This is a genomic window from Frigoribacterium sp. VKM Ac-2836 (genome assembly GCF_013248995.1).
Taxonomy (GTDB): Bacteria; Actinomycetota; Actinomycetes; order Actinomycetales; family Microbacteriaceae; genus Frigoribacterium.
Genome location: NZ_JABRPK010000005.1, coordinates 1 through 17,421, shown reverse-complemented (window position 1 = coordinate 17,421; position 17,421 = coordinate 1). Strand labels below are relative to the sequence as shown.

19 protein-coding genes are annotated in these 17,421 nt (G+C 67.9%); 11 read left to right on the top strand and 8 right to left on the bottom strand.

Annotated features, from left to right (window positions below; translation table 11 throughout):
* The first annotated feature begins 15 nt into the window (after positions 1-15).
* Both HRF36_RS13735 and HRF36_RS13730 read left to right on the top strand, forming a co-directional pair.
* On the top strand, positions 16-639 hold the full coding sequence (locus tag HRF36_RS13735; protein WP_173210823.1) for a helix-turn-helix transcriptional regulator: 624 nt from the start codon (positions 16-18) through the stop codon (positions 637-639).
* 347 nt (positions 640-986) lie between these two features.
* Positions 987-4,502 (top strand): TM0106 family RecB-like putative nuclease, encoded by a 3,516-nt coding sequence (locus HRF36_RS13730; protein ID WP_173210821.1) that lies wholly within the window; start codon positions 987-989, stop codon positions 4,500-4,502.
* Positions 4,503-4,624: 122 nt separating this feature from the next.
* On the opposite strand, the gene map is transcribed toward HRF36_RS13730, so the two are convergent.
* Positions 4,625-5,401, bottom strand: a complete 777-nt coding sequence (gene map / locus HRF36_RS13725) for a type I methionyl aminopeptidase (protein ID WP_173210819.1) — start codon at positions 5,399-5,401, stop codon at positions 4,625-4,627.
* Positions 5,402-5,481: 80 nt separating this feature from the next.
* On the opposite strand from map, the gene HRF36_RS13720 reads away from it, so the two are divergent.
* Positions 5,482-5,781 carry a helix-turn-helix transcriptional regulator gene (locus HRF36_RS13720; protein WP_173210818.1) on the top strand — a complete coding sequence of 100 codons (300 nt, stop codon included), beginning with the start codon at positions 5,482-5,484 and terminating at the stop codon, positions 5,779-5,781.
* Positions 5,782-5,866: 85 nt separating this feature from the next.
* Here HRF36_RS13720 and tmk read toward each other — a convergent pair whose 3' ends face one another.
* Positions 5,867-6,523: a dTMP kinase gene (gene tmk, locus HRF36_RS13715; RefSeq protein ID WP_173210816.1), complete on the bottom strand. Its 657-nt coding sequence runs from the start codon at positions 6,521-6,523 to the stop codon at positions 5,867-5,869.
* Between the two features lie 288 nt (positions 6,524-6,811).
* Complete coding sequence (locus HRF36_RS13710; RefSeq protein WP_173210814.1) at positions 6,812-7,276, bottom strand: DIP1984 family protein; 465 nt, start codon at positions 7,274-7,276, stop codon at positions 6,812-6,814.
* A 196-nt stretch (positions 7,277-7,472) separates the two neighbouring features.
* On the opposite strand from HRF36_RS13710, the gene HRF36_RS13705 reads away from it, so the two are divergent.
* The 4 genes from HRF36_RS13705 to HRF36_RS13690 all read left to right on the top strand — a co-directional run bounded on the left by HRF36_RS13705 (position 7,473) and on the right by HRF36_RS13690 (position 10,416).
* A complete protein-coding gene (locus HRF36_RS13705) occupies positions 7,473-8,042 on the top strand; it encodes a recombinase family protein (protein WP_173210813.1) in 570 nt (189 codons plus the stop codon).
* Positions 8,043-8,566: 524 nt separating this feature from the next.
* Complete coding sequence (locus HRF36_RS13700; protein ID WP_173210811.1) at positions 8,567-9,139, top strand: hypothetical protein; 573 nt, start codon at positions 8,567-8,569, stop codon at positions 9,137-9,139.
* Between the two features lie 64 nt (positions 9,140-9,203).
* Complete coding sequence (locus tag HRF36_RS13695; RefSeq protein WP_173210809.1) at positions 9,204-9,392, top strand: hypothetical protein; 189 nt, start codon at positions 9,204-9,206, stop codon at positions 9,390-9,392.
* Between the two features lie 313 nt (positions 9,393-9,705).
* Positions 9,706-10,416, top strand: a complete 711-nt coding sequence (locus HRF36_RS13690; protein WP_173210807.1) for a hypothetical protein — start codon at positions 9,706-9,708, stop codon at positions 10,414-10,416.
* 62 nt (positions 10,417-10,478) lie between these two features.
* Here HRF36_RS13690 and HRF36_RS13685 read toward each other — a convergent pair whose 3' ends face one another.
* Together HRF36_RS13685 and HRF36_RS13680 are read right to left on the bottom strand one after the other, a co-directional pair.
* Positions 10,479-10,781, bottom strand: coding sequence for a hypothetical protein (locus HRF36_RS13685; protein ID WP_217271326.1), 303 nt, complete (start codon positions 10,779-10,781; stop codon positions 10,479-10,481).
* A gap of 151 nt (positions 10,782-10,932) precedes the next feature.
* Complete coding sequence (locus HRF36_RS13680) at positions 10,933-11,094, bottom strand: hypothetical protein (RefSeq protein ID WP_173210803.1); 162 nt, start codon at positions 11,092-11,094, stop codon at positions 10,933-10,935.
* A gap of 374 nt (positions 11,095-11,468) precedes the next feature.
* Here HRF36_RS13680 and HRF36_RS13675 point away from each other — a divergent pair, with 374 nt between their 5' ends.
* The gene (locus HRF36_RS13675) at positions 11,469-11,852 is read left to right on the top strand and encodes a hypothetical protein (RefSeq protein ID WP_173210801.1); all 384 of its coding nucleotides are present in this window, start codon (positions 11,469-11,471) and stop codon (positions 11,850-11,852) included.
* Between the two features lie 579 nt (positions 11,853-12,431).
* On the opposite strand, the gene HRF36_RS13670 is transcribed toward HRF36_RS13675, so the two are convergent.
* Positions 12,432-12,602, bottom strand: coding sequence for a hypothetical protein (locus HRF36_RS13670; RefSeq protein WP_173210799.1), 171 nt, complete (start codon positions 12,600-12,602; stop codon positions 12,432-12,434).
* Positions 12,603-13,089: 487 nt separating this feature from the next.
* Between HRF36_RS13670 and HRF36_RS13665 the strand changes: the two genes are divergently transcribed.
* The 3 genes from HRF36_RS13665 (at position 13,090) to HRF36_RS13655 (ending at position 15,300) form a co-directional block, all read left to right on the top strand.
* Positions 13,090-13,782 (top strand): HAD family hydrolase, encoded by a 693-nt coding sequence (locus tag HRF36_RS13665; protein ID WP_173210798.1) that lies wholly within the window; start codon positions 13,090-13,092, stop codon positions 13,780-13,782.
* 406 nt (positions 13,783-14,188) lie between these two features.
* Positions 14,189-14,761, top strand: coding sequence for a hypothetical protein (locus tag HRF36_RS13660; RefSeq protein WP_173210796.1), 573 nt, complete (start codon positions 14,189-14,191; stop codon positions 14,759-14,761).
* 53 nt (positions 14,762-14,814) lie between these two features.
* On the top strand, positions 14,815-15,300 hold the full coding sequence (locus HRF36_RS13655) for a sigma-70 family RNA polymerase sigma factor (protein ID WP_173210794.1): 486 nt from the start codon (positions 14,815-14,817) through the stop codon (positions 15,298-15,300).
* A gap of 230 nt (positions 15,301-15,530) precedes the next feature.
* Here HRF36_RS13655 and HRF36_RS13650 read toward each other — a convergent pair whose 3' ends face one another.
* On the bottom strand, positions 15,531-16,196 hold the full coding sequence (locus HRF36_RS13650; protein WP_173210792.1) for a haloacid dehalogenase type II: 666 nt from the start codon (positions 16,194-16,196) through the stop codon (positions 15,531-15,533).
* Between the two features lie 81 nt (positions 16,197-16,277).
* Positions 16,278-16,862: an ECF RNA polymerase sigma factor SigK gene (gene sigK, locus HRF36_RS13645; protein WP_173210790.1), complete on the bottom strand. Its 585-nt coding sequence runs from the start codon at positions 16,860-16,862 to the stop codon at positions 16,278-16,280.
* Positions 16,863-17,421 lie beyond the last annotated feature (559 nt).

The following is a 17,421-nucleotide window of genomic DNA, read 5'->3' as shown; positions in this document are numbered from 1 at the left end:
GGCAAAGTGTCGGGCATGAGCCACTCCACGAACACCGCCGCTGCCGACACCGCGAGCACCGACGACGTCCTCGCATCGGTCGGTCCGCGCCTCCGGGCCCTGCGCACGCGGCGTGGCGTGACCCTCACCGAGCTGGGGGAGCGCACCGGCATCTCGGTCAGCACCCTCTCGCGGCTCGAGTCGGGGCAGCGGCGGCCGACCCTCGAGCAGTTGCTGCCGCTCGCGCGCGAGCACGGGGTACCCCTCGACGACCTCGTCGGGGCGCCCGAGACCGGCGACCCCCGGGTCCACCTCAAGCCGCGGCAGCAGCACGGCATGACGATCGTGCCGCTCTCGCGCGGCGGGGGCGCGATCCAGGCGTTCAAGATGGTCATCCCGGCCGACTCGCCCCGGACCGCGCCCGTGCTCCGCACGCACGAGGGCTACGACTGGTTGTACGTGCTGCGCGGTCGCGTCCGACTCGTGCTCGGCGACCTCGACCTCGTGCTGCCCGCGGGCGAGGCGGCCGAGTTCGACACGCGCACGCCGCACTGGTTCGGCCGCGCCGACGAGCACGCGGTCGAGGTGCTCAGCCTGTTCGGTCGCCAGGGCGAGCGGCTGCACCTGCGGACCGCGCCCGGCACGCCCGCGGCCGACTGACGTCGACCGTGGCGTTCCCGGGCGGGTTCGTCGGAGGCGGGCGTCCCCAACGGCCCGTCTCCGACGAACCCGCCCGGTGTCCGTGTCACGGCGCCCGGTTCGCCCGGCTCGTGAGGCGTGCCAAACCCGACCTCCGAGCCGCCGCAGGGTGTACCGAATCCGACCACGGGCGGCGCCGAGAGGGCTTCCGACCGGAGATGAGCGGCGTGTCGGCCGTCGGGTGTCGCGAATTGCGCACCCCATGGCGGGGCAGGCGACCTCGGCCGCGTGAGGCGTCCCGGGGTGTCGGTGGCGCCTCCTAGGCTCGGGTCGGGCGTCCAGGCCGCGTCCCGACAGAAGGAGTCCGTGTGTACCTCGACGACGACCGGGTGGTCACCAGCCCGTCCGACCTGACGACCTGGGCCGCGTGCGAGTGGTCGTTCCTCCGACGGCTCGACGCGAAGCTCGGCCGGGTCGACGTCGTCCCCGACGCCTCCGACGACATGCTCGACCGTACGGCCCGACTCGGCGACGCCCACGAACTGCGCTACCTCGAGGCGCTGCGGGCGACCCGCCAGGTGGTCGAGTTCGAGCGACCGGCACCCTCGGGCTACGCGGCCGCCGCCGAGGAGGCACGGCTCGCCATGGCCTCCGGGGTCGACGTGCTCTTCCAGGCGACCTTCTTCGACGGCTCGTTCATCGGTTTCAGCGACTTCGTGGTGCGCACCGACACCGGTGCGTACGAGGTCTACGACACCAAACTGGCTCGCCACGCCAAGATCCCGGCCCTGTTGCAGGTGGCGGCCTACACCGACCAGATCCGGGCCCTCGGGCTGCCGTCGGCCGACACGGTGCGACTCGTGCTCGGCGACGGCCGCGAGAGCGTCCACGACGTCGCCGACGTCCTGCCGGTCTACCGTGTGCAGCGTGACCGGCTGCGCGCCGCCCTCGCCGAGCGGGTCGCCGCCGCCGCGCCGCTGGCCTGGGGCGACCCGACCGTCACGGCCTGCGGTCGGTGCGCGGCGTGCCAGGCGCAGGTCGACGAGCACCGCGACCTCGTGCTCGTGGCCGGCCTCCGCGGCGAGCAACGTCAGCGGCTGCATCGGGCGGGGGTCGTCACGATCGACGAGCTCGCCGGGTCGGACGGGCCCGTCGCCGGAATCGGGGCGACGGCCCTCGCCCGGCTGCGGGGGCAGGCGCGCGTGCAGCTCGCCACCGAGCGCGACCACACCGGGGCGCCCGCGGTCGAGGTCGTCGACGCCGACGCCCTGCGGACGATCCCGCGGCCCGACGCCGGCGACGTGTTCTTCGACTTCGAGGGCGACCCGCTCTACACCGAGGGCGACGGTCGGGCCTGGGGTCTCGACTACCTCTTCGGGCTGGTCGAGGCCGACGGCACGTTCCGGGCCTTCTGGGCCCACGACTTCGCGGGCGAGCGGCAGGCGCTGGTCGACTTCCTCGACTACCTCGCCGAGCGACGTCGGCTCTTCCCCGACCTGCACGTGTACCACTACGCCTCGTACGAGCGCAGCCACCTGCTCTCGCTGGCGGCCCGCCACGGCGTCGGCGAGGACGCGGTCGACGACCTGCTCCGCGACGGTGTGCTCGTCGACCTGTACCCGGTCGTGCGGCAGGCGTTGCTCGTCGGGTCGCACAGCTACTCGCTCAAGAAACTCGAGCCGCTCTACATGGGCGACGACCTCCGGCAGAGCGACGTCAAGACGGCCACCGCGAGCATCACGATGTACGTCGACGCGATCGCCGAACGCACCACGGGCGACCCCGAGCGTGGTGACCGCATGCTCGACGAGGTCCGCGACTACAACGAGTACGACTGTCGGTCGACCCTGCGGCTGCGCGACTGGTTGCTCGAGCTCGCCGACCGGCACGGCACCCGGGGCGACGACCCCGACGGCCCGACCGCACCCGACCCGCTCGAACTCGCCCGGGTGCCACGCGAGCCGAACCCGGTCGCCCTCGGCCTCGCGGCGCACGTGGCCGACGTCGACCCGCTCGACCGCACGCCCGACCAGACCGCGATCGCCCTTGCGGCGTCGGCCATCGACTACCACCGTCGCGAGGCCAAGACGTTCTGGCAAGAGCACTTCGACCGCCTGCGCAACCCGGTCGACGACTGGGCCGACACCCGCGACGTGTTCGTGGTCGAGACGGCCTCGGTCGAGCGCGAGTGGCAGAAGCTGCCCCGGGCCCGCAAGCTCAGCCGCGAGCTGCGGCTGCGCGGGCGACTTGCCCCCGGCAGCCGCCTCACCGAAGGAGGCGCGCCCTACGCCGTCTACGACGCCCCCGTCCCGACCGGGGTCGCCTCGCTCGGCCCGGGGCTCCGCGGTGCCGTCGGGTCGACCGTCGTCGAAGCCGGAGCGAACGGCGACCGGCACGAGGTCGTGCTGCTCGAACGCGTCGCCGGCGAGGACGACCGGCACGACGCGTTCCCGGTCGCGCTGACGCCCGCCGCGCCTCCCCGGGCCACTCCGCAACCCGAGGCGATCGCCGAATGGGGTGGGCGCGTGCTCGACGCCCTGCCCGAGATGCTGCCCGATCCGGCGTTCGACCTGCTGCGTCGGCAGCCACCGCGTCGGCGGTCGGGCGGCGGGCCCGCACCCGTGGTCGGGCACGACACCGTCTCGGCCGTCGTCGAGACCCTGCTCGACCTCGACCGGTCGTACCTCGCCGTCCAGGGCCCTCCCGGCACGGGCAAGACCTACGTCGGTTCGCGGGTCATCGCCCGGCTGGTGCGTGAGCACGGCTGGCGCGTCGGTGTCGTCGGGCAGTCGCACGCGGTGGTCGAGAACGTGCTGCGGGCGGCGATCTCGGCGGGGGTCGACCCCGAGCGGGTCGGCAAGGTGCCGAAGTCCGGCACCACCGCCGAGCAGGTCGACGAGCAGCCCTGGCGTGCCCTGAAGTCCGGCGGTGAGGCCGCGTTCCTCGCCGAGGCCGACGGCGGGGCGGGCGGTGCCGGGGCCGACGGCGGCGGGCAGGCCGTGGGGGCGGTGTTCGGGGCGACCGCCTGGGGGTTCGCGAACGCCGACAAGGTGGCCCGCGCCTCCCTCGACCTCCTCGTCGTCGACGAAGCCGGCCAGTTCTCGCTCGCGTCGACGGTGGCGGCCTCGGTCGCGGCCACGCGCCTCCTACTGCTCGGCGACCCCCAGCAGCTGCCGCAGGTCAGCCAGGGCAGCCACCCCGAGCCGGTAGACGAATCGGCCCTCGGCTGGTTGGCCGACGGCCACGACGTGCTGCCGGCCGAGTACGGCTACTTCCTGGCCACCACCTGGCGCATGCACCCGGCACTCTGCGCCCCGGTCAGCGAGCTGTCCTACGGCGGGGCGCTGACCGCCCACGCGTCAGACCGCCGCCTCGAGGGCGTCACACCCGGCCTGCACGTCGAACCGGTGACTCACGTCGGCAACACGACCTCGTCGGTCGAAGAGGCCCGGGCGGTGGTCGAGATCGTGCGCTCCGTCGTCGGGCTCGACTGGTCGGACGCCGACGGCACCCGGCTCTTGACCGCGGCCGACGTCATCGTCGTCGCGCCGTACAACGCCCACGGTGCCGTGTTGCGCGAGCACCTCGACGCCGCCGGGTTCGACGAGACACCCGTCGGCACGGTCGACCTGTTCCAGGGGCAAGAGGCGGTCGTGTCCGTCGTGTCGCTGGCCGCGTCGAGTGCGGCCGACATTCCGCGCGGCCTCGACTTCCTGTTGATGCCGAACCGGCTCAACGTCGCGTTGTCGCGGGCCAAGTGGGCGGCCTTCCTGGTGCACTCCCCGCTGCTCGCGACGGGGTTGCCCACGTCGATCGCGGGGCTCGGGCTGCTCAGCGGCTTCTTGCGGCTGACCGGGCAGGGCCAGCCGGCCGCTCGGGGCTAGTTCCTTGCTACCCGAGATGTCACGACTTGCCGCTCATGTCCGAACCTGAGCGGCAAGTCGTGACATGTCGCGCGACGTGCCCTGGGCCGCAGTCGGCACCCAGCCCGAGGACCGGGCCCGGCTCAGCGGCCGGGCCGCAGCGTCAGCACCTCGGCGCCGTCCTCGGTGATGGCGATCGTGTGCTCGCTATGCGCGGTGCGGCAGCCGGTCACGCTGCGCAGGGTCCACCCGTCGGCGTCGGTGACCAGCTCGTCGGTGTCGGTCATCACCCAGGGCTCGAGAGCGAGCAGCAGGCCGGGCCGCAGCCGGTAGCCGCGGCCGGGTCGCCCGGTGTTCGAGACGTGGGGGTCCTGGTGCATGGTCGAGCCGATGCCGTGGCCACCGAACTCGACGTTGATCGGGTAGCCCGCCTCCGACAGTACGCTGCCGATGGCGTGCGAGAGGTCACCGATGCGCGCCCCCGGGCCGGCGGCCGCGATCCCGGCTTCGAGCGCCCGTTCGGTGGTCTCGATCAGGCGGACGCTCTCGGCCGGCCGGGAGTCGCCCACGATGAAGCTCACTGCCGAGTCGGCCGCCACCCCGTCGAGCACGACGGCGAGGTCGAGGGTCAGCAGGTCGCCGTCGACGAGCCGCCGGTCGTGCGGCAGGCCGTGCAGCACCGCGTCGTTCACAGCCGTGCAGACGTAGTGGCCGAACGGGCCCCGCCCGAACGAGGGTGCGTAGTCGACGTAGCACGAGACCGCGCCGGCCTCGTCGATCATCGTCTTGGTCCACGAGTCGACGTCGAGCAGGTTCGTGCCGACCGTCACGCGGTCGCGCAGCGTCTGCAAGATGGTGCCGACGAGGGCGCCCGTCGCCCGGGCCCGCTCGATCTCGGAGGGGTTCAAGATCTCGATCATGGGTGTCCTGCCGTTCTCGTGCCGAAGATCATCCCGGTAAAGGTATCCCACTCGATGCCCGTCCGCACTACGCTCGGGTCATGGTCCGACTGCCGCTCACCCCTGCCGAGATCGAGCGCGGTCGTCGTCTCGGAGCGCTGCTGCGGCGGGCCCGGGGCTCCCGGCCGATGCTGCAGGTCGCCCTCGACGCCGGTCTCTCGCCCGAGACCCTTCGGAAGATCGAGACCGGCCGCGTCGCGACCCCGGCGTTCTCGACCATCGCCGCGATCGCGAGCGTGGTAGGCCTCTCGCTCGACGACGTCTGGGCCGAGATCACCCACGACCGGGTCGGGGCGACGACCGACGCGCCGTCCCTCGTCGCCGCGGCCCGCGCCTCCTGACCCCGTCGGGGTGTCGAGACTCGCCGCTCACACGCCGAGATGAGCGGCACGTCGTGACGCCTCGGTCACCATAGGAGGCGCGGTGTCAGCCCCGCGGGCGCGCCAGTGACCCGAGGTCGAGCCGGGTCGAGACCTCGTGCCAGACGGCGTCGGCGAGTTCGTCGGTCGAACGGTCGGCGTCGACCATGACGACGACCTCGTCGGCCCGCTCGATGGCCTCGGCGTAGCGTTCGCGGGCTGCCCGGAGCCGCTCGTCGACCTCGAACCGGTCGGTCGTCGTGCGTCCGCTGGCGAGGCGCTCGAGGGCGACCTCGGGCGAGACGTCGAGGTAGATCGTCAGGTCGGGCAGCATCAGGTCGGTGCTGATCGAGTTCGACGAGGCGATCCAGTCGCTGCCCACGTCGGACGCCTGGTAGGCCTGCGACGACAGGTGGTACCGGTCGCAGAGGACGGTCGTGCCCCGCTCGACGATGCCGAGCATGCCGTCGTGGGCGTTGGTGATGTGATCGAGCCGGTCGGCGACGAAGAGCGACGCGATCACCCGGTCGTCCAGGTCGACCCGGCGGTTGAAGCCGTTGCGGATCAACGTGCCGACGGGGCCGTTGGTCGGCTCGGCCGTCTGGTGCACGGGCACGCTTGCATCGCCGAGGCGAGCGGCGAGCAGTCGGGCCTGCGTCGACTTGCCGGACCCGTCGATGCCCTCGAACACGATGAACGCCCCACGGGCTGACTGATCGGTCACCCGTCGAGCCTACCGAGCGTCGGGCGCGACGCAGGACCCGCCGTGACGCGCGAGCGCGACGACGGCGACCCGAGGAGGCGCGGTGAGGTCCCCGATCCCGCCCTCGACGTCTCCGGTCAGCACACGGTGGTGAACAGTGCAGGGTGCGCGGTCACCGGTGATCGGTGCGGGGCTGAGTGGTGACGACGTGAGTCGTGGCGCTGCCCTCCGCGCCTGCAGGGTGACCGGGATGACCGCCGGTCTCGGTTCGTGCTCGCCCCGGTGACGTCTACCGACTCACCGCGCAGGTCAGTTCTGCAGCTCGGCCTCCCAGTTGGTCTTCTGAATCTCGACGTCCAGTTCGCGGAGGTCCTTGGCGACGGCGTCGGCACGGTCCCGCAGCTCGGCGACCGGCAGGGCCGAGAACATCCGTAGCTCGCTGCGCAGCTGGCGGTAGCCGCCCGACGCACCGCGGGCCGCGTCGGAGGCGGTCACGAGCAGGGCGTGCGTGGCGCGCAGCGTCTCCCGGCGGGCCAGGGCGGCGGTCATCGTGTCGCCGCTCGGCAGGGTCGTCCGGGCGTTGGTGAGGTTGATGCGGACGACGAGCGACTCGAGCGTGGCCAGGGTCTCGACGGCCTGGGCGAGCAGGTCGGAGGCGGCCTCGGTGGGCTCCTCGCCCTCTTGGTAGCGCGCGTTCGCCGTGACGCGGTCACGCAGCTGATCGACCCGTCGCTGGGCGTCGGATCGCTGCAGGAGGGCTTCGGCGAGCTTCATGGTGAGAAATCCTACGCAGGTCGCGGGCGCCACGCGTCGTGCGTGTCGCTGGCGTCCGGTTACCGGTCGTTCATCGGGACACCTGCTCGGGCCCGTTTCGGCTGGCTGAGGTCAAGTGGCGCCTGGCCTGCGGATTCGCGTATGCCTGTCCCGCAAAAATGCCCGATGACGGGGGTTTAAACGCTACAGTCGTCGGATGCTCATCGGATACGCCCGTGTGTCGACCTCGGGACAGGATCTTGCAGCACAACGTGATGGTCTTGCAGCGCTCGGTGTTGACGACCAACACGTGCATGTTGACCACGGGCTCTCGGGCACGACTCGAGCGCGACCCGGGCTCCGCGAAGCACTGGCCGCGTGCCGTGCCGGCGACGTGCTCGTAGTGACGAAGCTCGACCGTCTTGCTCGCTCGCTCCGCGACGCAACCGACATCGCGGACGAGCTGACCAAGAAGGGTGTCGCCTTGAACCTCGGGGGAGCGGTCTATGACCCCACCGACCCTGTTGGCCGGCTCCTGTTCAACGTCCTCGGCATGGTCGCCGAGTTCGAAGCCGACCTCATCCGTGCCCGCACCCGCGAGGGCATGGCGATCGCCAAGGCCGCCGGCAAACTCAGAGGCCGCAAGCCCAAGCTCACTGCCTCTCAAGAGAAGCACCTCGTGCAGCTGCACCGCACCGGCGCCCACACGACCAGCGAGATCGCGGAGCTCTTTGGCGTCGCCCGCTCGACGGTCTACCGTGCCATTCAGCGGGCAGCGCCCGAATAGGCCTAGCGAGCCGATCGGCCGCTCAGGATACCTAGCACCACGAAGAGGCCTGAGAGGCCGAAAAGAGCTGCGGCCCCGATGAGGGCGGCACTCGTTGGTAGCCCGGGAGCGGTGGAGTAGCTCACGAGGATCAACGTCGCGCCCAGGACCATGGCTAGGAAAGCCAGGACTGCATATAAGCGCCAGTGGGGTCTCCGAGTCATGGTGGGGACTCTATATGTCTTGTTCGCACTGGATCGATAGGCGATCGTCTGCCGGCGCGAAGTTCAGTCGTCGCTCTCGGTTTTGGCGAGGGGCCCGAATTGATCGAAAGGCCTCGGAACACGCAGAGCGAGCTGGCCACACTTCTCACGCTGATCAACATGCTCACCCAGGGTGTCGAGTGGTCAAACACGAATGCGCCGGATCCACGGCCGACTCGGGGGAGCGGCCGAGGTGGATTCTTCGTCGTTAGCCCTCGCCACGCGGGTTGGTTCCACGCCTACGGGAGGTGCGTGGGGGAGGTGCCGGTCTACGGTCAGTGGATGACCAAGGAAGTGCATGCGCCGGGCGGCAAAATCGTGGGGCCCTCTTCGCAGGTGATGGTGATCCCCTTTTCCGTTTTCGGCGGACTTCTTGCCACATTTGCAGCTTCGGGAGACGGTGTCACTGGCGTCACATTTGGCGTGTCCGTGACTCTTGCTGCTGTTGCTGTGGTGTCCGCGATCTTGGGGTGGCGAAGAGCCAGGTCCGTCGAGGCTCTGTCACCGTTCCTCTTTTGGAGCAGCGCCGACTATCCCTTTCCGCAACTCGACCCGGACAGGCGACGACTCCTGGTCCGACAAATGGTCGGACGGGAACCGGTGACATCCGAGAACGCGGAGTCCGTTCGTTTCTTGATTCGGCGCAAGCGGCGTCGTGCGACCGCGCTGATGCCGTCGCTTGTGGTTATGTTCCTCATCCTGGCTGCGCTGGCGATCGCCGCTGGCTATCCGGGGTGGGGTTTGCTTGGAGCAGTTCTCCTACTTGCAGTGTTGGTCACGGCTACCCAGTACGAGAAGCGACGTGAGGATCGCGTGCTCAGGCTCGCGGAGGAGGCCAATCCAGATAAGGAGTGACGTACTCCGATGCCGACTCTCGCAACTCTGCAAGCTGTTCTTTTTCGTCGACAAGGAGCGACTGATGCCGTCCAAGATGCCTCGCTGGCGAAAGCGCATGGGGGTGGCCACGATCTTCTACACGCTCGGCGCCACGCTGTTCATTCTCAATGTGTTCATTGACCTGCCCAAGGCACTGAGTCTGCTGGGCGTGGCGCTCATCGCAGTCGGCCTTTACTTCAACATTCGCGCTATGGCTGAGATGCGTCGCTGACATCCGTCATTTAAACGGGCCGGTTCCAAGGCCAAGTTCATCGTCCCGGTGAGGGATCGGTCTGCGGGCAGCCAGTGTCGATCTCGCAACCAACCTCGGAGACGCTTGTCGTGGCTGCTGCTTGGGAGACATGGCTGCGTCACGTGCTCATCTTAAATACTGCGGGGGAGTGGCCGGCCGTCGAGACGTCTCGTATTCGTAGGGTTGCGAGATGCGCCAGGGAGGCTTGTCGGTTGTGCGGTGACCTCGGCTATCAGGGCGAATTGCAGGGGTGAGGCACTTCGCCCGCGAGAGCGAGTCATACGCTTCCTTTATGGCCAATAGTCCAAACGAGCGCATCGTACGAGCCATGCACTTGGCGAGCGAGATATCCACCGCCACCGAGCATCTCGCCCTCGGACTGAATCAAGCAGCGAACCCTGCCTGGCAAGCGCGCCAGCCGGGTGCGGTGTTCACGCAGCTATCGCAAGGTGTCGAGCGATTACTCAAGGTCACCTATTTACTCAGCGAGGAGAGCGCTGGGCGCGCAGTCGATCCGAAGTTCGGCGCCGGAGCCGGAGGGCATGCCATCAGCGCCCTAAATACCCGAGTCCTGTCGACTCTCGCCGCCGCGTCCGAGTCGGCCGCTCCGTACCTACGCGAACTACTCGCAGATACGATGAACGACCCGTTCTGGCGTGACGTCGTCGCCGCATTGGACGCGTGGGCCGCGACCTCCGGCCGCTACGGCGATCTCGACGCACTTCGTGGGAAAGCGTCCCAGGTAGATCTAGCTTGGGCACCGTGGGAAGAAGCGGAGCACCGAGCGATAGCGGAAGGGGAAGGATGGGGAAACTTGTCGGAGGAGGCGCTGACTGCCAGCAGACGTCTCGTTCTGCACAGCGTCATGCGCTGGTGGCACACCCTCTACAGGTGTTGGCAGCATGGACTCGTCGGGGCGGACGGAAAGACGTTCGCTAGCGAAGTCAGTCCGCAAAACCTCCACTTGGACGCAGTGCTCGCAGGTCTGGTGGCCCGACGTTAGGCCGTCTTGCTCGATCGAGTAAGACCTGTAGACCATCGGCTACCGAACAGCCTCACGGCGCGCTAATCGCTGCCCTTCTGGAGGGCGTATCGCACCACGGCGAGGTCCTCGTCGTGACGCTGCACAATGTTCGACCGGCGCACCTCGAAGTCGCTCATCGAGATAATTACGAGCCTGATCCCGTGCGCTGGAATCAGCTCGCGTCGACGGTCGTCGTAACGCTTCCGCTGCATGCCCCGGTGCATACCCGAGACGGTCATCACGTCTGGCTTGTCGAAGTGCCGCACCTGCTCGGTGTGCTGCCTTTCGTGGAACTCCACCACGAGCGCACGGTCGGGCCAGTACGCATCGACGGGCAGGGTCATCCGTCGCCCGGTGCTAGGCGAAGGGTCTCCTTCGAGCCACTCGAACCGATGCTGCCGACGGCCCGTGCTTCCGAGCACCTCGTCGCACAGCCCCAGCACGTACTCCTCGTTCTGCCTCGCCATGCCCTGACAGTAGCGGCCGCGCTCGTGGCTACTTCGCCTTGCGCTGAGCCCTGAGCCGCGCCTTCAGCTTCGCGTTCTGTTCCTTCAGCCGCTTCTTCTGCTCGCGGAGCTTGCGCTTCTGGTCGGCGTTTTTGCTGTCCTTCGCCTTCTCACGCGGTGTGCGGTTGAGCGCGCCTTTGGTGCGGGGCATATCCGGGTCCTCCCGACGGGTACTGGTGCTCGGAGCCTATCGAGCAACGCTCGACTCGGCGTATGGCGCGCACTGGACCGCCACTGCGCCGAGCGTCGCGCTTGGGACGTTGAAACTGGCGGAGGCTACGACCGTGGGCTGTCTGCCGGAGGCCCGCTGGAGCGCATCAGGTGCCGCCATTGCGCGCCCTTTCAATGAGCGTCGCGATGTAATAGCGAATGGCGCAACTGATTCTTCGCTTGAACGGACTCGTGGACGGCGCCCGATAGGGGATCGCTCATCGGTGATCGATCGACGGCAAGGGAGGTGCTGGCCAACGTTGCCTGTAGTTCCCTTGGGCAGCCCGGCGCGACTGTCCATGACAGCATTCGTTCATGCGGCTCTGGCCTAAGCGCTCTCGAATCACACCTCCGCGCGAGGAGGTCGATCCCAGGGTTCCGAAGCTTGCGGACTGGGATCAGCACGGCATCGTCGGCACACTCGGCTCTGGACCTGCTGCGGGAACGACCGTGGTAGCCCACAGCTATAGGACAGAGACGGGTGGCCTCGACTTCTACGAGCTGGAGTTCTGGGACGGCCCCGACCAGGTCTTCGACGCGGCCGGCCGGTTCGTCATGAGCGATTGGGTCACCGACAATCGAGTGCCCGGCGAAGAGGGTGGCCTTATCGACGCGCTGACCCGTGATGTCGATGTCACATGGTGGACCGACCGGGAACGGATCGACGCGTTTTGGTCGACGCACTGGGACCCACGTTAGGGACTCGCCTGACCAGCTTCAGCGTCTCACTTGCCGATCGACCACCGGGGCGAGGTCCAGTAACTAGCCTGAGCGCGTGAGAGGTGTCGGCAAGCTGAGATGGCTCGGGGTCGTTGTGTCGGTTCTGGGCCTGGTCTTGGCGACCTTGTGCTTTGCGTTAGCGGACGGCGACGGGGCCGCGATTTTCGTCGGTGTGCTTGCCGCTGCGTCAGGCCTGCTCGGGTTCGCGACGTTCTTCCTGAGCAAAAGGCCTAGATCGCCGTCCGATGACATCGATGAGACTGCCCGGTAGCCGATCGTTGACCGCGACCCATCCCGCTGGGATGCTTCTCGGAACCGAGGGAGGTCATCGTGTTCGAAGAACGCGGGTGGTTCGCCGAGGCTGACGCGAGAGCGCTCAGGCCCGCCGAGTCGGTGAACGATGTGGATCATCGTGGTGATGCTCCCCAAACCGAGCACCGGCCTGAACCGATCCGCCTCCGTCCAATTGATCGCCTCTTGCGCGGCTTTCCTTGGCATGACGGCATTCAGCGGCCGCGCCGTTAGCTAGCAGCCCGCGTCCGCCCGGTAGTCGACCGCTCAGCGGGTCTTCGAGCGGCCATCGAGGAGGGCCTTGCCCCCGTCGATGGCAAGGAACGCGCCAATGATGAGTACGAGAGTGTTCCCGAGGTTGACAACTTGCTGCAGGTCGAACGCTGCGATGGCGATGAGGCATATCCCTGCCATCACTTTGCCGAAGGCAATCACCAAGACTCGCCACCTCTCTTTATCGCTGTGACCGATCAACCCAAACCGCCTCCTTGCAGGTGAAGGTGTCGGTCACATCAAAGCATCCCGACTGTCTCACTGGGGGATCGGCTGCTAAACGCCAGGGTTGGCCAAGCGCAACTTAGGGACCGACCCCTTCTTTTATGGCGCCGAGCATTACTATTGAGGTGCTTTGCCGAGATTCACCCACACGACCGTGCCACTCGCAAGAACGACGATGGTTGCCACCAGAGGGGGCAGCCAGGCAACGAAGCCCGTGATCGCGGCGAAGACGGTGAACCCAAGGAACAACACGGCTACAGGCCCGAGAACCCAAACCAAAATGCGTCTGCACTTGTTCAAGCTCAGCCCCTTAAAGATGCTTTAGATCGACCAGCATTGTCGCGATCACTTTAACCGCCGGTGTACCGGGGGTGGCAGGTGCCGCCCGGTAGGGGATCTGCCACCGGGCCGCTCCTAGACTGGCGCGGTGACGGCGGTGGGTGCGGTTGGCTTCGACCTCGATGGGACTCTGTTCGATCACCACGGCTCAGCGCGATCCGCAGCAGTCCAATTCCTCGGCTCGCTCGGCGTCGTCACGTCGGAACCCACCCTCGCGAGATGGTTCGACGCCGAGGAGGAGCACTTCGAGCGCTGGCGGTCAGGCGAGATCAGCTTCTCGGAGCAGCGCCGTGAGCGGCTGCGTTCGGTCCTCCCGCCGCTCGGGGTCGGTGTCCCTGCCAGTGACGTCGATGTCGATGAGTTGTTCGGCCGTTACCTGCGGGCGTACGAGTCGTCGTGGCAGGCATTCCCCGATGCGCTGCCGCTTCTTCGGAGCCTGCGCTCGGCCGGTCACCGCATCGGGCTGCTGACGAACGGGACGGAGGCTCAGCAGCGAGCGAAGCTCCGGCGCACCGGTCTCCTGGACGAGTTCGACGTCGTCTGCACGTCCGAGCGCATCGGCTTCTCGAAACCCGACGCACGGGCCTTTGCCGCTCTCGCATATGAAATCGGAGTCGAGCCTGGGGCGTGCTTGTTCATCGGTGACGACCCGGCAAAGGACGCTGACGGAGCCAGGGCAGCAGGAATGCAGGCGCTACTGGTCGACGACCGCCGGCGCCGAGGTCTCCCGATCGGTGAGCTGGTCGAATCCGTGATCGCCGCGTCTGTGGGTGCCCGGTAGACGATCGGCTAGGGGTCTTCTACGGTGGAGCGCATGCGGCCTGATAGAGATCGACGACAAGGCAAGGTGGCCCTTGTTGTGGCTCTTGTCGTCGCTACGGCCGCGGCCGCAACCTTGGTTTGGTTCGTCGCTTCGACCGGTGGCGTCAGCGCGCTCTGAGTCGGCTCACGTTCTCCAGGGTCTTAATTGGGAAAGCGTCCGGTTGGGGATCGTTCACCGAGAACAGTTTCGGACTGACTTATCGAGATAGCCGGAGCCTTGTAGCTGCGGGGGAGCGGCTAGCTTCCGCCGGTGGCCCCTTCAACTGAGCCCTGACTCACACACTCGGGTCCCCGACATGCAACGCTCCGGAGGTGGCCGGCCATGTCTTCTGCAAACGCCTCATTTCCAGAACGGTGGCCCTTTCATGACGAACGCAAACCTCGACGAGATCCTGAGCAGGAGCCGCCCGGCGACTGCCGAGAACGATCCGGACCTCCTGGCCCTTATTGCACCGATGTCGGCCGCTGCACGCACCGAGGCGAGGGAGGCGCCACGCAGAGCGACAGGGCTCCGCCGACCAAGACGGCCTCTGCTCGCGGTGGTGCTGGGAGGATCGCTGCTCCTCGGAGGTGGTGCCCTCGTCGAGAGTGTGCAGCCGGACTACGAAGCTCACGCCACGATCGCCTTCGCTCTCCCCGGCGACCCGTTCATCGACAATGGTGACAGCGCCCCGACCAGGTGCCTGGCCGAAGTTCGCTTCGACGTCTCAGGCGGTACGGCAGCCCAGGACCTGGTGGAAGAGGTTGTTGAGGGCAGCGACTGGTCGGCGCTCGAGTCCCGTCTCGCAGCCCTCGTGCAAAGCGACCGGGGCGAGACCGACCTCGGCCACAGTGTCGTGAAGACCCTCGACACAGGAATCCGCTCGACACTCGATCCTCGACTCGTGGGCTCTGCCCGGTACGGCGGCGTCTCCCTGACGTGCGGGGTCACCGAGTGACCCTCGGACGGAGTGCCGCCTCGACGAGACAGCCCGGAGATTCGCAAGCACGCGTGACGGCAGTGATCGAGGCGACGTCGAGAGATCTGCTCGGTTACTTCCTGCGCAGGGTGAACTCGGCTGAGGACGCAGCCGACCTGCTTGGGGAGACACAGCTAGTCGTGTGGCGCCGCGTCGATCAGTTGCCGGTTGAGCCGCTCGAGGCCCGCTTGTGGATGTTCGGCATCGCTCGCCGGGTTGTCTCCACGTACCGGCGCGCTGGTGCCCGTCGTGTCGCCCTCGCCGACCGGCGCCGGCAGGAGATCGATGTGCGCGGTCCTGTTGCTCAGCCTGCAAGCGATGGTGAGGAGCTGCGTGCTCTGTTGCTCAAGCTGAGCTACCTCGATCAGGAGATCATCCGCCTCGTGCACTGGGAGGGCTTCTCCCTTGCCGAAGTCGCGACCATCTTGCATAAGAGACCTGGCACGATTCGGAGTCGATACTCGCGCGCGCGCACGTCTCTTCGTCAAGCCATCGACGATCACGGCAATGACATCTGATTCCGACCCACAGACCATCCTGCGAAGCGCCCTGCTACCGCCCGATAGGGGATCGTCTTCCGGGCTTCCGCGCCAAATCTCGTTCATGTTGATCGGGGTGGATGAATGGACCTTCCGCACCCATGCCTCGGAGGCGGCTCCGCATCCCCGGCCCGGCCCGAACGGGCAGCCACTCCTCCGTGTCGCGGGCAACGCGCCTTTGTCGCGGATGGGGACGCCTTCTGTCGGCGTCAGAGGCGGGTGGTGATCTCGTCGATGCCCGACACGGTGAGGGTAGGTGGCGAGAAGTGCGTCGGGTAGTCCCGCCCGGACCGATTGATCCAGATCGTGGAGAGACCGGCGTTGGCTGCGCCGTGGATGTCCCAGGGGTGGACGGCGGCGAGGTAGAAGGGGTCGGAGCCCCCGATGCGTCCGCGGGCGTCGGTGTAGGCGGATCGGGCGGGTTTCCAGGGCGAGTGGCCGTCGACTGTCAGCAGTCCTTCCATGGTCTGTCGGGCGCCGGCTTCGTCGAGCAGTCGTTCGGCTGTGGTGGTGGGACCGTTGGACAGGGTGAACAGCCGATGTCCGGCAGCGTGGAGCGCCTGCAGCCCGCCGGCGACGTCGGGGTGCGGTGGCGCGTGGGTGAACGCGGTCATCACGGTGTTCACGCTCTCGTCGAGGTCCCGGGGCAGCACCCACGTGCTCAGTAGGTCGCGGGCGTTGTTCGAGGCGATGTCGGGGAACGAGGCGTCGCCGCCAGAGGTCGTGAGAGCGAAACCGTCTCGGAGGACACTGGCGAACCACGTCGTTGCCAGCTCTCCGCTTGCTCCGAGGTGTTCGAACGAGGCGGCCACGGGGCTGAGGTCGGAGAGGGTCTCGTTGACGTCGAAGACGATGGTCGCTTGCTGCCGGGTCATCTCACCACTGTGCTCTCGTCGCTCGGGTGCACGGCCCGGATCGGGGTTTCGCGGTGGTGTCCGACCGGATCTCTCGGTCGGTCAGGCCGCTTCCGTTTCTGCGATCAGTCGACGGAGGGTGATCAGGGCATCGCGGATGCGGGTCTTCATCGTCCCGATGGCGACGCCGGCCTCGCGGGCAGCCTCGCTGTGGCTCAGCCCGCCGAAGTACACCAGTTCGAGGGCTTCCTGCTGCAGGTCGGTCAAGGTGCGCATGGCCTTCGTCACTCGCTCGTGCTCGACCCGGGTCTCGGCGGTCTCCGCCACGTCCTCTCGTGCGTCGACGAATTCCTTCGCGCCGACCGCGAGGTCGCGGTCGCGTGAGGACTGGGAGGCGCGCACCCGGTCGACGGCGCGGCGGTGCGCCATCGTGAGCAGCCACGACGATGCCTTGCCACGCGCGGGATCGAAGCGCCCGGCGGTCTGCCAGGCCTCCAGGAAGATCTCCTGCGTGACCTCCTCGGACTGTGCCGGATCGATCAGGATGCGACGGACCAGTCCGAGGACACGGGCAGCCGTACGGTCGTAGAAGACCGCGAAGGCTTGCTGGTTGCCTTCGGCGACGAGGACGAGGAGGTCGTCGTCGGAGCGCTCGGTCCCCAAGGGTGGCGCAGGTGCAAGAGACATGACGGTCAGTCCAGGTGGCTCGATGGTCGGGGTGGCGTGCCCCCGACGGCACCTAGTGGACTCTATGCGCCTGAATCGAAAGTGGTGACCCCAGAACGAGGCACAGAAGTTCTGTCTGCGCCGATCGTCAACTGCCGCGCAGGGGTGTTGGGTAGCGGCACCTCGCCACGAGTGTCCGAGAGGAGTCGTGCCAGCCGCCGTGCGGACGAGAAAGCGGGCGGCGCGATAGGCAAGGCGCCCGATGCCGGCGAGCTGCCCCAGGAGCAAGGGCGACGCGGTCGACGACGTGGCAATCGACACGGTGGCGCTTGCCTCGTCTGTTGGCCTGCCCGGACAGAGGAAACCCCCTCCTGCACGGATGCAGGAGGGGGCCCACCGGGATCACCGACCCTCGAGGCAGGGTGAGGGCCGGTGCGTCGTCACGGAGACGACCCGGGTTCCAGGCCGCACCTCACGAGGCGGGGTGCGGCCTCGGGTACTACTCCGTGGCGGCGGTGATCTTCGCGACGCCGACGAGCATCTCGTCCTGGACGGCGTCGGTGTTGAAGGTCTGGTTCAG

Bases quoted from the DNA above. Each gene is read 5' to 3' on its own strand.
- HRF36_RS13735 (WP_173210823.1), top strand. From the start codon at position 16: ATGAGCCACTCCACGAACACCGCCGCTGCCGACACCGCGAGCACCGAC.
- map (WP_173210819.1), bottom strand. From the start codon at position 5,401: ATGATCGAGATCTTGAACCCCTCCGAGATCGAGCGGGCCCGGGCGACG.
- HRF36_RS13720 (WP_173210818.1), top strand. From the start codon at position 5,482: ATGGTCCGACTGCCGCTCACCCCTGCCGAGATCGAGCGCGGTCGTCGT.
- HRF36_RS13710 (WP_173210814.1), bottom strand. From the start codon at position 7,276: ATGAAGCTCGCCGAAGCCCTCCTGCAGCGATCCGACGCCCAGCGACGG.
- HRF36_RS13705 (WP_173210813.1), top strand. From the start codon at position 7,473: ATGCTCATCGGATACGCCCGTGTGTCGACCTCGGGACAGGATCTTGCA.
- HRF36_RS13700 (WP_173210811.1), top strand. From the start codon at position 8,567: ATGACCAAGGAAGTGCATGCGCCGGGCGGCAAAATCGTGGGGCCCTCT.
- HRF36_RS13695 (WP_173210809.1), top strand. From the start codon at position 9,204: ATGCCGTCCAAGATGCCTCGCTGGCGAAAGCGCATGGGGGTGGCCACG.
- HRF36_RS13690 (WP_173210807.1), top strand. From the start codon at position 9,706: ATGGCCAATAGTCCAAACGAGCGCATCGTACGAGCCATGCACTTGGCG.
- HRF36_RS13685 (WP_217271326.1), bottom strand. From the start codon at position 10,781: ATGACCCTGCCCGTCGATGCGTACTGGCCCGACCGTGCGCTCGTGGTG.
- HRF36_RS13680 (WP_173210803.1), bottom strand. From the start codon at position 11,094: ATGCCCCGCACCAAAGGCGCGCTCAACCGCACACCGCGTGAGAAGGCG.
- HRF36_RS13675 (WP_173210801.1), top strand. From the start codon at position 11,469: ATGCGGCTCTGGCCTAAGCGCTCTCGAATCACACCTCCGCGCGAGGAG.
- HRF36_RS13660 (WP_173210796.1), top strand. From the start codon at position 14,189: ATGACGAACGCAAACCTCGACGAGATCCTGAGCAGGAGCCGCCCGGCG.
- HRF36_RS13650 (WP_173210792.1), bottom strand. From the start codon at position 16,196: ATGACCCGGCAGCAAGCGACCATCGTCTTCGACGTCAACGAGACCCTC.
- sigK (WP_173210790.1), bottom strand. From the start codon at position 16,862: ATGTCTCTTGCACCTGCGCCACCCTTGGGGACCGAGCGCTCCGACGAC.